This is a genomic window from Streptomyces sp. NPDC005070, from assembly GCF_053600395.1.
Genome location: NZ_JBSFZS010000023.1, coordinates 49,162 through 62,973 on the forward strand (window position 1 = coordinate 49,162; position 13,812 = coordinate 62,973).

Here is a 13,812-nt window from a genome sequence, read left to right on the forward strand (position 1 = left end):
CCCGGGCGACTTCCGCCGTTCCTGACGGGTGGTCCACCCGTCACCGCGCAGTCGCCCCATGGCACCGGGTGTCCCCGGGTACGCGAGAGGCCCCCCGGATGCTTCCGAGGGGCTCTCTCGTGTGCCAGTGGGGTCAGTTCGCGGCCGGGACCGACCGACCCGAAGGAGCGGTCGCGGGCCGGGGGTTCAACAGACGCTCGGCCAACTCGCCGAAGACCAGGCCGAATCCGGCCCACAGGACGGTCTGGATGGCCAGGGCGGAGAGCCTGAACCGCCAGAGCAGGGTGGCCGGGAAGTCCTGGGGCACCTCGTTGATGACGGGCAGGAACGCGTAGGCCAGGCCGATCACCACGGCGAAGGCGGCCACCGCGACCACGGTGGCGTACCAGGTGCCCAGGCTGGGCGCGAGGCGCTTGCCGAGGATGGTGGCGGCAACAGCGAGGAGCACACTGAGGACCATCATCAGGAAGTACAGGGCGGTCCGCTTGCCGATGGTGTCGGGGTCGCCGACCGACGGCGGGTTGGCCGGGTACTTCAGGAACGGCACGACGTACACGGCCAGGAGCGCGGTCCCGGACAGCAGGAGCGCGGTCGCGCGCGGGCCGAAGCGGCCCACGCGGCCGAGGGCGAAGCAGTAGGCGAGCGCGGCGATTCCACCGAAGGAGACGCCGTAGACCAGGACACCGGTGGCGAGGCCCGCGGTGGACTGGAGGCTGCGGGAGACGAGTTCGACCTCGTGTCCGTGCGCGTGCGCGTGGGCCTCCTCGAAGCCGATGGCACTGTCGACGCTCGGTTCACCGAGCAAGTAGGCGACGACCAGGGCCAGTACACCGGCCGCGAGGCCGGCGAGCATGCCGCGTACGAGGAGGTTTCTTACCGTTGCGGAGTTCATGATGAGCGCTCTCCCTCGCGTCAGTGGCAGGGGAAGCCGAGCAGGTGGCGGGCGTCGTGCACCCACTCGTGGACGTCCTCGCCGGAGACGACGGAGGTGGCGCCCTGTTCGGCGCCGACGAAGTACAGCAGGACCAGCATCAGGATGCCGAAGAAGGCCGCCCAGGGGACGATCGCACCGATCGGCAGCTTGGCGGGGAGAGCGGGGGTGGTGGCTGTCGGCGGAGCGACGGTCTGCGCCATGGCAGGACCTCCTCGGGAGTTCGCGTCCCATCTCGGTGGTGCACAGGATGACGCCTACGGGTCTGACTCACGGGGCCCAGCGTGGCTGGACGTCTCGTTCACAGTGGCGCGACCGTGCCGGATTTCCGCCGGCTTCCGTCTTGACGTCATCGATATCGGACCGACCGTACCGCGCGGCGCGATTCTGGCCAAGACCGCACCGACCGGGGTGATCTTCCTCTCGTCCCAGGTGACGGGCCGGTCCTCAGTGCCGCCCCGCGTCCGTACCGGTGCCGGACTCGCCGTCGGACAGCCCGAGTTCGCGCTCGCCCAGGGGCGTGAAGAAGCGCTCGACGTCGGCGTCGGTGACCTCGGCGAGCGTGGCCGGGGACCAGCGCGGCTCGCGGTCCTTGTCGATGATCTGGGCCCGGACGCCTTCCACCAGGTCGGGTGCGGACAGGGCGGCGCAGGAGACGCGGTACTCCTGGTCGAGGACTTGCTCCAGCGATCCGAGCCGCCGGGCCCGGCGCAGGGCGGCCAGCGTGACCTTCAGGGCGGTGGGCGAATGGCCGAGCAGGATCTCCGCCGTCTCCTTGGCGGCCGGGTCGTCGGCCGCGAGCAGCCGCCGGATGATCTCCTCGACCGTGCTTGCGCCGTAGCAGGCGTCGATCCAATCGCGCCGCTCGGTGAGCTCGGCCGGCGGGGCGGGCCGCGCGTGAGCGGCCAGGGCCTCGGCCACGGGCCTCTCGGCGAGGTCGGACACGAACCGCGGGAGCGAGGAGGACGGCAGACAGTGGTCGGCGAGGCCGCACAGCAGCGCGTCCCCGGCGCCGATCGAGGCACCCGTCAGGGCGAGATGGGTGCCGAGTTCGCCCGGGGCGAGGGTGAGCAGACGGGTGCCGCCGACGTCGGGGACGAAACCGATGCCGGTCTCGGGCATGGCGACGCGTGAGCGCTCGGTGACGATCCGGACGCTGCCGTGCGCGGAGATCCCGACCCCGCCACCCATGACGATGCCGTCCATGACCGCCACGTACGGCTTGGGGTAGCGGGCGATGCGGGCGTTGAGGTGGTACTCGTCGCGCCAGAAGGCGGCGGAGGCGGTGCCGTCCCCGTCGCGCGCGTCGTCGTGGACGACCCGGATGTCGCCGCCCGCGCACAGGCCGCGTTCTCCGGCGCCGGTGATGACGACGGTCTCGACGGCGGGGTCGTGTTCCCAGGCCGTGAGCGCCCGGTCGATCCGGCGCACCATCGCGTGGTTCAGGGCGTTCAGCGCCCTGGGCCGGTTGAGGGTGATGTGGGCGGCCCGTCCCTCGGTGCGCAGCAGGACGGATTCCTCCGCTCCGGGCATCGGGGTGCCGTTCATCCGAACACCCCGCTCGGGCGGCGGGTCACGATGGCGCACATGCTCTCGGTGGTTCCTTCCACGCTCCGGCCGGCTCGCGGGTCACGACGGCCTCCGCGCCACCGTACCCACCTGTGCTCGAACGGCCTCGCGCAGCATCCGCAGGCCGGGCATGCTCACCGCGCTCGCCTCCTGCGTGGAGCGGGCGATGACGACGGCCTTCACGTCGGATCCGGGTTGTCCGCGCGGTGCGGCACGAACGGCGGAACGAAGGCGTATCCACCTGCCGAGCCTGCGGGCTCAGACAGCCCGCAGGTACCAGCGCGGTGAGGGTGGTGTCGATCCAGGCGAGTGTCTGGGCGTCGAGGCGTCCCTCGTCGCGGCCCGACACCCCCGGAGCGCCGTGCGGACGCCGCCGCGTCGTGGATCCCTCCCTCCGCACGGCTGGGTTGCACAGCGCACCCGCCGGCCCTGTAAGCGCTGAGGCCACGACGACCACGACAGGCGCCCGGAGCGTCGGCCGCCGACCGTCACCACCGGGGTGCGGTCGCGTCGGCCCCAGGTACGTCCTCGGGCGGCCGGCGGGTGAAACCGGCTGCGTCCTCGAAACAGACGTAGCCCCCGCAGGCCGCCCTGGCCCTTGTACCTCCGCTCAGGTCGTCTCCTTCCCTACGGTGACGGCCTGCTCATCGTGTTCGGCGATCCACCGCGCGGGACCTGCGGGCTGAAGCCGAGCCGGTGCTTCAGCCTCGTGGCACCCGAGACGCTGCAAGAGAGGTGGAACTTCCTGCCGATCAGCTTGGCCACCCGAGCGGCGGTGCACACCTGGTCCTCCACCCGGCCGTGCGCGGCCGGGCCCTGTTCCAGATACGCGGCCAGTTCACACACTACGAAATCCAGCCAACATTCCTGGCCCTACAGGTACTTTGCGAAAATTCACCCCGCCGAGCCGAAACCAGGAGCGGGTGCCTCTTCCTATTTCTCCGTAGACAGGCCGATCATCAGGCGGTGGATCGAGGTTGAGTTGGGGTGTCCGGGAGAGGAATCGTCCCACCATATCCCGGCGCTATCCGCGAGGTTTCCGTATGACGCGAACACGGCCCGTGGAGTCGTCACCGGATTTGAATTGCATTGACGTGCACCGCGTTTCGCGGTTGAAAAATGGTCCACCGGTTGATCTCCACCGTGGCCCCGTTGACGTCGTAGTAGATTATGTCATTGTTGCCGGTGGTGATCTTGTCCACCCAGATGCCGCCCGGGTACTCATCCCTGCCGGCGTTCGCGTAGCAGATCTCGAGAGACCCTCCCCAGGAGTGCCCTTCGACCTTCAGGAGGTCCGTCCTGCCTTGGCAGGGAACCTCGTCGATGGCGTAGGCGCTGCCGACCGGTACGGCGACGGTGAGAGCGGCGGCCGCGGCGATCACCATGGCCGAGGAACGCACCAGCTTCTTGATCCGTGACATTGCAATTCCCCCAGTGAGCTAATGCCGAATTGTGCGGTCACGTCACGGGGAAAGGTGAACCGGAATTGACCGTGCGGCCATTCTGTCACTTGCCCCGCGTCTCCACCGAGGATCGCTCAGGAGTCTCCCGCGCGGCAACCCTGCCCTTTGCCCCGGACCGAAATCAATCACCGGATGTCCTGAAGTGATCCCTGAATGTCCCAGTCCGGGTTGATTCAGGTTCTCCTGGCAGCCCGTATCGCAGCGCAAATGGCGGCCCGTCCGGACCGGCACCCGCTCGGGCGGGCGCATTTCACGGAGGTGCGCCATGCCACCAGCCTGGCCCGGACAGTTGCAGATGGTTCACTGGCCATTCACTTCGCCGCAGCTTCAGCTCGGCGTCCATCCCCGGCGGGCTTCGTGCTCCTTGATGGTCAGCCCTCTTCGCCGTCCCGCAGCACGTACAGTCCCGGCAGGTTGACCACGATCGCCTCCTGGGTGCTGCGGGCGATGACGACGACGGCCTCCTCGGCGGGGTCCGGGTTCTCCTCGCGGTGCGGCACGAACGGCGGCACGAAGATGTAGTCACCGGGCGAGGTGCGCAGCCGTACCTCCTCGGGTGTCTCCCCCGCGTCGTCGAGGAAGACGAACTCGGGGTGTCCGCTGACCACGTAGATGGCGGTCTCGGAGGCTCCGTGGTGGTGGTCCGAGGAGGCGGTGGAGGGGGCGACGTGGGTCTGGCCCATCCACAGCTTCTCGGAGCCGACGGTGGTGCCGCTGACGGCGGCGAATCTGCGCATGCCTCCGCTCTGCGCCGTGTCGCCGTCGAGGGCGCCGGCGCGGATGTGGTGCAGGCGGCTGCGCAGGGGGCGTACGGACTGCCCTTCGGCGTCCGGGAGATGGGGGTGGAAACCTTCGCCGGGGGTCGTCAACGGCTCGCTCATGATGGGGGACGCTAGAGCGGCCCGGAAAAGGATGTCAAGAGGTATCCATTGCGCTTCACCTGCGGCAATGTTCCCGCAATGTACGTGGGGAACCGGTGGAGACCCGCCCGGCGGACACCGTGTCGGGCATCATGGGCCCATGCATATCTCCGCGAAGGCGGACTACGCCACGCGGGCGCTCCTGGAGCTCGCCCGCGAACCGGCCCGCCCGCTCACCTGTGAGGCGATAGCGTCCTCGCAGCAGGTCCCGTTCCGGTTCCTCAAGTCCGTGGTGGGCGAGTTGCGCAGGGCCGGACTCGTGCGCAGCCAGCGCGGCTGCGAGGGCGGGTACTGGCTCGGCCGGCCCGCCGACGAGATCACCCTGCTGGACGTCGTACGCGCCGTGGACGGCGAGCTGATCACCCTGCGGGGCGAGCCACTGGCCGGGCTCGACTATCCGGGCCCCGCTTCCGGGCTTCCCGGGGTGTGGCGCCGTATCGAGGCGGACGCCGCGGCGGTGCTGGGCGGGACGACCCTGGCCACGCTCCTGCCCGCCGGGACAGCCGGGCGGATGGACCACAAGGGAGCCGCGTGACCCGCGCCCCGGACCGGCCGGCCCCGGACCGGCCGGCGCCGGACACGGTGAGGACGGGCGACGCGGTGAGAACACGCGACGCGGTGGATCCGGCTCCGGCGGTGGACGCCGTGGACAGGGTGGAGGTCGTGGAGTACACCGATCCGCTGTGTCCCTGGGCCTGGGGATCGGAGCCGGTGTTCCGCGGGCTCCGTACCGCGCTCGCCGGCCGGGTCCGCTGGCGGCGCGCGTACTGCGTCCTGTTCGAGGACGACGACGACCCGCCGCCCGATCCGGCCGCGGAGACCGCCTGGTACGCGCGGTACGTCGAGGACATCGCAGCCCATACGGGGGCCCCGCGGGCGCGGCGGCTGAGCCGGGTCGCGGCGAGTTCCTGGCCGTCCTCGCTGGCCGCCAAGGCCGCTGAGCGGCAGGGCGACGAGGTGGCCGAGCGGGTGGTGCGGCGGCTGCGGGAGAGCGTGTTCGTGCTCGGTGAACCGGCGGACACGGCGGCGCGGGCGTTGTCCGCGGTACAGGGCGTACCCGGCCTCGACCATGAGCGGCTGGCTGCCGACGCCGCGTCAGCGGCCGTACGGGAAGCGGTACTTGCCGACCGGGCGGAGGCGCGCCGGCCGGTCGCCGAGGTGCTGTCGGTGCGCGGGGGCTCGCCGCATCCCGGTGCCGCGAAGGAGACCACCGAGGGCGGGTACCGCTACGCGCTGCCGACGCTGCTGGTGCGCGCTCCCGCGGGACGGCGCGTCGTCCCCGGCTGGCGGCCGTACGAGGAGTACGCGTCGGCGTTCGACGAGCTGAGCCCCGGGCTGCTGACGGAGCCCGCGAGGCCGGCGCCCTCGGACGCGCTCGCGTGGTACCGGAGTCTGACCGGCCCGGAGGCGGCGGTGCTGAGCGACGGACCGTGGCCTCCCCGGGATGCCGTGCGCGTCGAGACCGGCAACGGTCCCCTCTGGCTGCACCCGGACGAGGCCACCGTACACCCGGCCCGCGACCCCGGCGCTCCTGCCACGCCCTGACGGTCCTGCGGCTGATGGCCGGTGATCGGTGGCGGGTGGCTGGTGGTCGGTGATCTGTGGTCGGTGATCTGTGGCCGGTGGCCGGGCCATGGCGACCGGCGTGGGGCACATCCGCCCACCCCTGCGGCCTCCTGATCAGTGATCAGAACCCGTCCCGCCCAATGAGACACCAATTGGTGTCCATTGACAGCCGACGAGAACCGGCCGCAGGATGTGCACCATGCTTACGACGCACCCCGCCGTGGAGTGCCGCTACGTGGACCTGCGGCGCACCTGCAGCGCTCTCTGTCGCTGACCGCCCGCCGACCGCGGCCCTTGGGCGCCTGACGCCGTCCCGCCGACTCCGGCACCAGCACCGGCCCCGAGCCGACTCGCCGTCCGGCCCCCGTCATCGCGCGCCGTCCTCCCAGCGTTTCGTCGTTTCCGCTCCCCCGGCCTCCCCGGCCCTCCTCGCGATCCGCCGACGCCTCCTGCCCTGAACGCGGCATGCCCCCGTGCGCACCGAAGCGCACACCGGCATGCGCCTCTCCGGCATGCGTGGCGTCCGTCCGCGGGGTGAGCCGCCCTCGCTCCGCGCTGCGCCGCCCCGGCGTGGGCGGGAGCCTTCGCAGAAAGAACTCCGATGCCCGGACGTCTCACGCCCCGCACCCCCGCCACGGCCTTCCGCTCCGCCCCGCGACCCGGCCGGCTGCGCACCGCCGCCCTCGGCACCGCCCTCGCCACCGTGCTCGTCCCCGCGCTCGGCGCCTGCGGCGGCGAGGCCTCCTCGTCCGCCGGCTCCGCCGCGCTGAAGTGGACCTCCTCCTACTTCCCCGCCCACTGGGACCCGGTCGTCAGCGGCAGCGGCGCCCAGTTCCGTGAACTCGCCCTGGTCTATTCATCGTTGACGCGGACGGACGAGAAGGGGAAGGCCGTCCCGGACCTGGCCAAGAGCTGGGAGTACAACGCCAAGGGTGATGTGATCACCTTCCATCTGCGGCCGAACCTGAAGTTCAGCGACGGCGCGCCGGTCGACGCCGCCGCTGTGAAGGCCGCGATCGAGCGGGCCAAGAAGCAGAAGAACTCCGCCCTGTTCGGCGACCTGACCTCGATCACTTCGGTGGACGCCAAGGGCCTCGACGCCGTGATCCACCTCAGCCAGGTCGACTACCAGATCCCCCAACTGCTGGGCGAGCGCGTCCTGCAGATCGCCAGCCCCAAGGCGGCCGCCTCACCCGACAAGCTGGACCAGAAGCCCGTCGGCGCCGGCCCGTTCATCGTCACCCAGCTCGTCCCGGGCACCAAGGCCGTCCTGAAGAAGAATCCGGACTACTGGGACGCCAAGAACATCCACATCGACAGCGTCGAGCTCAGCTCCGCCCCCGACGCCTCCACCGTCGTCTCCGGACTCCAGACCGGCGTCTACAACTTCGCCGACATAGCCCCGAGTCAGGCCGAGGCGGCCAAGAAGGCCGGACTCGACGTCTTCGTGCAGCCCGGCTTCAACGCCTCCAACCTCAGCCTCAACACCAACAAGGCACCCTTCGACAACGACAAGGCCGTCGACGCGGTCCGCTACGCGATCAACCGTCAGGAGTTCGTCGACAAGCTGACCTTCGGCTACGGCACGGTGACCAACCAGCCGTTCCCCAAGGGATACGTCGCCTACGACCCCGAGTCGGAGAACGCGTACGCCTACGACCCCGCGAAGGCCAAGAAGCTGCTGAGCGAGGCCGGTTACAAGGCCGGCGCCCTCAAGCTCAGCCTGGTCATCCCGGCCGAGGACCCGCAGGCCGAGATCGTGCAGGCGCAGTTGGCGAAGGTCGGCATCACCGTCACGATCAAGATCGACAAGAACTGGGCCACGCCGTTCTTCGCCAAGGACCTGACGTTCTCGCTGTACGGCACCACCGGCCGTGACTCCGCGGCGCAGACCCTCACCGCGCACTTCGGCCCGAACGGCCCGCTCAACCTCAGCTCGCCGTACGAGCCGTCCGGCTTCGAGGCCGCCATCGCCAAGGTCCGCCGGACCCCGCTGGACTCGCCCGACTACGCGAAGGTCCTCCAGGCGGCGACCCGGGCCGGCCTCGAGAGCAAGGCGCTGGTCTTCACGTACTCCTCGCCCAATCTCATCGCCAAGAGCAAGTCCGTCTCCGGGCTGCCGAAGAACCCCGCCCACATCGACTGGACCGGCGTGACCATCGCCGGCGGCAACTGACACCCCGCCCACGACAGAGAAGGGGCAACCCATGACGACGACGGTGGCAACGGCCCCGCCCGACGTCCGTCTCCCGGCCGCCGCAGCCAGAACCCGGCACACCCTGGGCCGCGTCCTGGCCACCCTCGCCCGGTCGGTCGCGATCTTCGTGCCCGTCTTCCTGGTCGCGACGTTCGTGACGTTCGCGCTGCGGTCGCTGAGCGGGCTCAGCCCGGCACGCATCCAACTGGGCGAGGAGGCCACTCCCGAGGCGGTCGCGCGCGTCGAGGCGCAGTGGGGCCTCGACCGGCCCTTCCTCGTCCAGTACGGGGACTGGTTCGGCGACGTCCTGCACGGCCGGCTCGGTACGAGCTGGACCAACGGCGCCGACATCTCCACCCTCATCGGCCTCGGCCTGGGCGTGAGCCTGTCGGTGGCGACCTTCGCGCTGCTCATCGGAGTCGTCGCGGGGTTCGGTCTCGGCACCCTCGCGGCCCTGCGCCGCACCACCTGGATCGACCGTGCGATCACCGGCTTCGTGACGGTGATCTCGGTGATGCCGGCCTTCGTCGTCGGCATCGTGCTGGTCGCGGTCTTCTCGGTGGGGCTGCATCTGTTCCCGTCCGCCGGATACATCCCGGCGGAGCAGGGGTTCGGACCGTGGCTCGCCCACATCACGCTGCCCGCCGTCGCGCTGAGCTTCGACGTCGTCGCCGACGTCGCCCGCCAACTGCGCGGAGGGCTCGTCGGGGCGTACGGCGAGAACTACGTGACGGGCGCGGTGGTCCGCGGGCTCGGTCCGCGCCGGATCTTCTTCGGCCATGTGCTGCGCAACGGGATCGGGCCCGCGCTCGCCACCCTCGGCCTGAAGTTCCCCGCTCTGGTCGGCGCCTCCGTCGTGACGGAGTGGATCTTCGGACTCCAGGGTTTCGGACGCTTCGCCAACGACTCGGCACAGGCCGGGGACGTGCCGGCCGTACAGGGCGTCCTCGTGGTGTCGATCGTCCTGGTCGTCGCCTTCAACCTGCTCGTCAACCTGGTGCTGGCCCGCGTCACGCCGGCCTCGCGGCGGGGGGTGTGACCATGGTGCGCCGCGTTCTCGCCCTCACCTCGGGCCGCATCGCCCTGGCCGTCCTCGCGGCGATCGCCGTGCTCGCCGTGTTCGGGCCGCTGCTCGCCCCGCACAGCCCGCTGGCCACCGGTGACCACCCGCTCGCCGACGCGTCCGGCGCCCACTGGCTGGGGACCGACTACCTCGGCCGTGACGTGCTGAGCCGGCTCCTCGACGGCTCCCGTGTCAGCGTCCTCGGCTCGCTGGAGGTCGCGTTCACGGCCCTGGCCATCGGCGCCCTCCCCGGCATCCTGTCGGTCCACCTCGGCCGGGCCTTCGAATGGGTCACCCTCCGGCTCGCCGACACGCTGGTCGCCCTGCCGTTCCTGCTGTTCGCCGTCGCCGTCGTCGCCCTGCTCGGCAACGGTCTCACCCAGGCGATGCTGGTCACGGGCGCGCTGGTGTCCCCGTTGTTCTACCGCGTGGCCCGCGCCGCCACCCTGTCCGTCGCCCGCTCGCCGTACGTGGAGGCGGCGGTCATCGCGGGCGCCTCGACCGGCTGGATCGTTCGCCGTCACCTCTGGGCCAAGGTGCTTCCGCCGATCGCGGTCGCGCTCGCCCAGACGGTCGGCGTCGGATTCGTCATCGTGTCGAGCCTGACCTTCCTCGGGATCGGGGTCCAGCCTCCCGCGCCCACCTGGGGCGGCCTGCTCGCCTCGGATCTGGGTTATCTGACCCAACAGCCGTGGGCCCCGCTCGCACCCGCCCTGCTGATCATGGTCACGGTCTGGGCCTGCAACCTCCTCGCCGACGCCGTGCGTGACGTCTCCGGCGAGGCCGGCCACACGCCGGCCGGCAGCCGTGACACACGCGCCGGCCGGCGCACCGAGGCCGAACACGCTCCCGCTGGAGGTGCGCGATGACCGCCCTGTCCGAGAAGCTCCTCACCGAAACCGGGGAGACCGCGGAGGCCACAGAGGCGGTGGAGACAGCGGAGGCCACGGAGGCCGTAGAGACCGCCGAGGCCGTAGCGACCGCGGAGAGCACAGAGGCCGCCCTGCCCGGTCCCGCACAGGCCGCCGGGCACGGTCCCGAAGAGCCGGCGCGTTCGCCGACCCCGGTCCTGGCCGTACGCGATGTGCGCATCGGCGACCCGGCCGCCGGCCAGGACATCGTCCACGGCGTGAGTTTCACGCTCACGCCCGGCCGGGCCGTCGGCATCGTCGGCGAGTCCGGCAGCGGAAAGACCCTCACCTGCCGTGCCGCGCTGGGAATCCTGCCCGCACCCTTCGCGATCACCGGCGGCTCGGTGGAGATCGACGGCGCCGACATCGCCGGCCTGTCCCCCGCGCGGTGGACCGACCTGCGAGGCACGACGATCAGCGCGGTCTTCCAGGATCCGGCGTCCTATCTCAATCCCTCGATCAAGGTGGGGGCCCAGATCGCCGAGGTCCTCCGGGTCAAGAAGGGGCTGAAGCGGCGCGCCGCGCGCCGGCGGGCGGTCGACCTGCTGCGGTCGGTGCACCTGCGCGACCCGGAGCTCGTCGTCGCCCAGTACCCCCACGAGCTGTCCGGCGGGATGCTCCAACGGGTCCTCATCGCCGTGGCGATCGCCGTGGGACCGCGGATCCTCATCGCCGACGAGGCCACCACCGCGCTCGACGTCACCGTCCAGGCCGAGATCCTCGACCTGCTCGCCGATCTGCGCGAGCGGACCGGGCTGGCGCTCGTCGTGGTCTCCCACGATCTGGCCGTCGTCGCCCAGCTCTGCGACGAGGTCCTCGTCATGCGCCACGGCGAGGTGGTCGAGCAGGGCCCGACCGAGGACGTCCTCCACCGTCCACGCCACGCGTACACCCGGCTGCTGATCGCCGAACACCAGCAGTACGGCCTGGAGAAGTTCCTCGCGCCCGGGGAGGACGCATGAGTACCGAGCCCGTCCTGGAGGTCACCGGCCTCGAAGTGCGCTACGGACCGCGCCGGCGCCGCCGGCACGCGCTGCGCGGGGTCTCGCTCACCGTCTCACCGGGCGAGACCCTCGGGATCATCGGCGAGACGGGATCGGGCAAGACCACCCTGGCACGGGCCGTGCTCGGCCTGGTACGCGCCTCCGCGGGGTCCGTCGTCCTCGACGGTGAGGACGTCACGGCGTACGGGGGGCGCCGGTGGCGGGCGCTGCGCCGTCGCGGTGTCGTCCAGTACGTCTTCCAGGACCCGCTGCGCAGCCTCGACCCGGACCTCACCGTCGAAGCCTCCCTGGCCGAACCGCTGCTCGTGCGCGGTGTGTCCCGCGAGGAGGCGGCACGCCGGGTCCGCGCGTTCCTCCCCCGCGTCCACCTGTCCGAGGACCTCCTCGACCGGCTGCCCGGCCGGCTCTCCGGCGGCCAGCGCCAACGCGTCGCCGTGGCAAGGGCGTTGGTCACCGAACCCCGCCTGGTCATCCTCGACGAGCCGGTCAGCGCCCTGGACTCCGCCAACCGCGTCCAGATCCTGCGCATCCTCCAGGAACTACGCGACGACGGAGTGGCCCTCGTCTTCATCTCCCACGACCTCGGTTCCGTCGCCGGCGTCGCCGACCGGATCGCCGTGCTGTACCAGGGCGAGCTGGTCGAGACCGGGGCCGCCCGCGAGGTCATCGGCCGCCCCCGGCACCCCTACACACGCCTGCTGGTCCGCTCCGCGCCCACGCTGCACTCGGCCCCGGCCGACCGCGCCGAACGCGCCACCCTGCGGGCCCTGCTGAACGTCTGACCCCTTCGAAGAGACAGGAAGAACACGCCATGCCCCGCACCATCCATCTCGCCCTGCACCCCTACGGCGTCGGCGGTCCCGGCCAGCACGGTCTGTGGAAGGACCCGCGCGTGGCGAAGAACGCCAGCATCGACATCGACTACTACATCCGGCTGGCGAAGGCGGCCGAACACGCCCTCTTCGACGCGCTCTTCATCGTCGACAGCCAGTTCATCAACGCCACCTATCCGGCGCACTACCTCAACCGCCTGGAACCGCTGACCCTGTTGTCCGCGGTGGCCACCCACACCCGGCACATCGGCCTGGTGGGCACGGCGAGTTCGACGTACAACTCGCCGTTCAACCTGGCCCGCCGGTTCGCCTCCCTCGACCACATCAGCGGTGGCCGGGCCGGCTGGAACGTCGTCACCAGCTTCGACACCGGTACGTCCCGGAACTTCGGGCTCGACGAACACCTCGACTACACCACCCGCTACGGCCGCGCCCTGGAGTTCGTCCGGGTCGCCCGCGGCCTGTGGGACTCCTACGAGGACGACGCCTTCCCGGCGGACGCGGCCCGGGGCGTCTTCCTCGACCCGGCCAAGCTGCACGCGCTCGACCACGAGGGCGAGCACTTCAAGGTGGCGGGACCGCTCAACCTCTCCCGCTCCGCGCAGGGCCAGCCGGTCATCTTCCAGGCCGGTGTCTCCGAGGAGGGCCGCGACCTGGCCGCGCAGGTCGCCGAGGGCATCTACGCGCCGGGCGGCACGCTCCAGCAGGCCCAGGAGTACTACGCCGACATCAAGCGGCGCACCGCCTCCTACGGCCGCGACCCCGACCACATCAAGATCTTCATCCACGGGAGCCCGGTCGTCGCCACCACCGACGAGGCGGCCCGGCGCCGCGAACGGGAGATCTTCGAGGAGGACAACGACTTCGACCGCAATCTCGCCCTGCTCGGCCGCTCCTTCGGCGCGTACGACTTCGGCGCGCACGACCTCGACGCGCCGTTCCCCGACGTCGCGCACCTCGCGGAGAAGGGCGGCCGCACGGGCGCGTCGGCCCTCATCGAGCGGGCCCGGACCGAGAACCTGACGCTGCGCCAGGTCGCCGAGTCCGTGAATCAGTTCCGGGGCTCGCCGTTCGTCGGGGCTCCGGAGACCGTCGCCGACACCATCGAGAAGTGGTTCGACGCCGGCACCTTCGACGGCATCAACCTCGCCTTCCGCACCGAGGACGAACTGAACCTCTTCGTCGACGGCGTCGTCCCGGTCCTCCAGAAGCGCGGACTGTTCCGTACCGAGTACGCGGCCGACACCCTGCGCGGCAACCTCGGGCTGCCCGTCCCGGCCAACCGCCACACCCGCGAGCCGCAGCTCGCGAACGACTGACATCCCGCCGCGACCGGCCGGTGGAGCAGGACCGGC

General features: G+C 71.1%; 13 protein-coding genes and 3 pseudogenes. 8 read left to right on the forward strand and 8 right to left on the reverse strand.

Annotation, left to right across the window (positions count from 1 at the left end; translation table 11 throughout):
- Window positions 1-133: 133 nt before the first annotated feature.
- The 8 genes and pseudogenes from ACWEBX_RS10905 to ACWEBX_RS10940 all read right to left on the reverse strand — a co-directional run bounded on the left by ACWEBX_RS10905 (window position 134) and on the right by ACWEBX_RS10940 (window position 4,844).
- Window positions 134-892: a CbtA family protein gene (locus ACWEBX_RS10905; protein WP_451884559.1), complete on the reverse strand. Its 759-nt coding sequence runs from the start codon at window positions 890-892 to the stop codon at window positions 134-136.
- 20 nt (window positions 893-912) lie between these two features.
- Complete coding sequence (locus ACWEBX_RS10910) at window positions 913-1,134, reverse strand: CbtB domain-containing protein (RefSeq protein ID WP_355775546.1); 222 nt, start codon at window positions 1,132-1,134, stop codon at window positions 913-915.
- A 244-nt stretch (window positions 1,135-1,378) separates the two neighbouring features.
- Window positions 1,379-2,464 (reverse strand): enoyl-CoA hydratase/isomerase family protein, encoded by a 1,086-nt coding sequence (locus ACWEBX_RS10915; RefSeq protein ID WP_451884590.1) that lies wholly within the window; start codon window positions 2,462-2,464, stop codon window positions 1,379-1,381.
- A gap of 96 nt (window positions 2,465-2,560) precedes the next feature.
- Window positions 2,561-2,748: pseudogene (locus ACWEBX_RS10920) on the reverse strand (hypothetical protein); the annotation flags it as partial.
- A 20-nt stretch (window positions 2,749-2,768) separates the two neighbouring features.
- Window positions 2,769-2,849: pseudogene (locus ACWEBX_RS10925) on the reverse strand (phosphodiesterase); the annotation flags it as partial.
- A 103-nt stretch (window positions 2,850-2,952) separates the two neighbouring features.
- A pseudogene (locus tag ACWEBX_RS10930) lies at window positions 2,953-3,340 on the reverse strand (helix-turn-helix domain-containing protein); the annotation flags it as partial.
- 230 nt (window positions 3,341-3,570) lie between these two features.
- Window positions 3,571-3,921 carry a beta/gamma crystallin domain-containing protein gene (locus ACWEBX_RS10935; protein ID WP_451884560.1) on the reverse strand — a complete coding sequence of 117 codons (351 nt, stop codon included), beginning with the start codon at window positions 3,919-3,921 and terminating at the stop codon, window positions 3,571-3,573.
- A 413-nt stretch (window positions 3,922-4,334) separates the two neighbouring features.
- The gene (locus tag ACWEBX_RS10940) at window positions 4,335-4,844 is read right to left on the reverse strand and encodes a cupin domain-containing protein (protein WP_451884561.1); all 510 of its coding nucleotides are present in this window, start codon (window positions 4,842-4,844) and stop codon (window positions 4,335-4,337) included.
- A 139-nt stretch (window positions 4,845-4,983) separates the two neighbouring features.
- Here ACWEBX_RS10940 and ACWEBX_RS10945 point away from each other — a divergent pair, with 139 nt between their 5' ends.
- The 8 genes from ACWEBX_RS10945 to ACWEBX_RS10980 all read left to right on the forward strand — a co-directional run bounded on the left by ACWEBX_RS10945 (window position 4,984) and on the right by ACWEBX_RS10980 (window position 13,776).
- Window positions 4,984-5,418, forward strand: coding sequence for an RrF2 family transcriptional regulator (locus ACWEBX_RS10945; RefSeq protein WP_451884562.1), 435 nt, complete (start codon window positions 4,984-4,986; stop codon window positions 5,416-5,418).
- 65 nt (window positions 5,419-5,483) lie between these two features.
- Entirely contained in the window at window positions 5,484-6,428 is a 945-nt protein-coding gene (locus ACWEBX_RS10950) for a DsbA family oxidoreductase (protein ID WP_451884563.1), read from the forward strand.
- Window positions 6,429-7,050: 622 nt separating this feature from the next.
- Window positions 7,051-8,625 carry an ABC transporter substrate-binding protein gene (locus ACWEBX_RS10955; RefSeq protein ID WP_451884564.1) on the forward strand — a complete coding sequence of 525 codons (1,575 nt, stop codon included), beginning with the start codon at window positions 7,051-7,053 and terminating at the stop codon, window positions 8,623-8,625.
- Between the two features lie 31 nt (window positions 8,626-8,656).
- Complete coding sequence (locus ACWEBX_RS10960; protein ID WP_451884565.1) at window positions 8,657-9,685, forward strand: ABC transporter permease; 1,029 nt, start codon at window positions 8,657-8,659, stop codon at window positions 9,683-9,685.
- A gap of 2 nt (window positions 9,686-9,687) precedes the next feature.
- Entirely contained in the window at window positions 9,688-10,578 is an 891-nt protein-coding gene (locus tag ACWEBX_RS10965) for an ABC transporter permease (protein WP_451884566.1), read from the forward strand.
- Between the two features lie 134 nt (window positions 10,579-10,712).
- Window positions 10,713-11,582: an ABC transporter ATP-binding protein gene (locus ACWEBX_RS10970; protein WP_451884591.1), complete on the forward strand. Its 870-nt coding sequence runs from the start codon at window positions 10,713-10,715 to the stop codon at window positions 11,580-11,582.
- Window positions 11,579-12,406: an ABC transporter ATP-binding protein gene (locus ACWEBX_RS10975; protein ID WP_451884567.1), complete on the forward strand. Its 828-nt coding sequence runs from the start codon at window positions 11,579-11,581 to the stop codon at window positions 12,404-12,406. The genes ACWEBX_RS10970 and ACWEBX_RS10975 overlap by 4 nt, the downstream gene beginning before the upstream one ends.
- 29 nt (window positions 12,407-12,435) lie before the next feature.
- Window positions 12,436-13,776: an LLM class flavin-dependent oxidoreductase gene (locus ACWEBX_RS10980; RefSeq protein ID WP_451884568.1), complete on the forward strand. Its 1,341-nt coding sequence runs from the start codon at window positions 12,436-12,438 to the stop codon at window positions 13,774-13,776.
- Window positions 13,777-13,812: the final 36 nt, after the last annotated feature.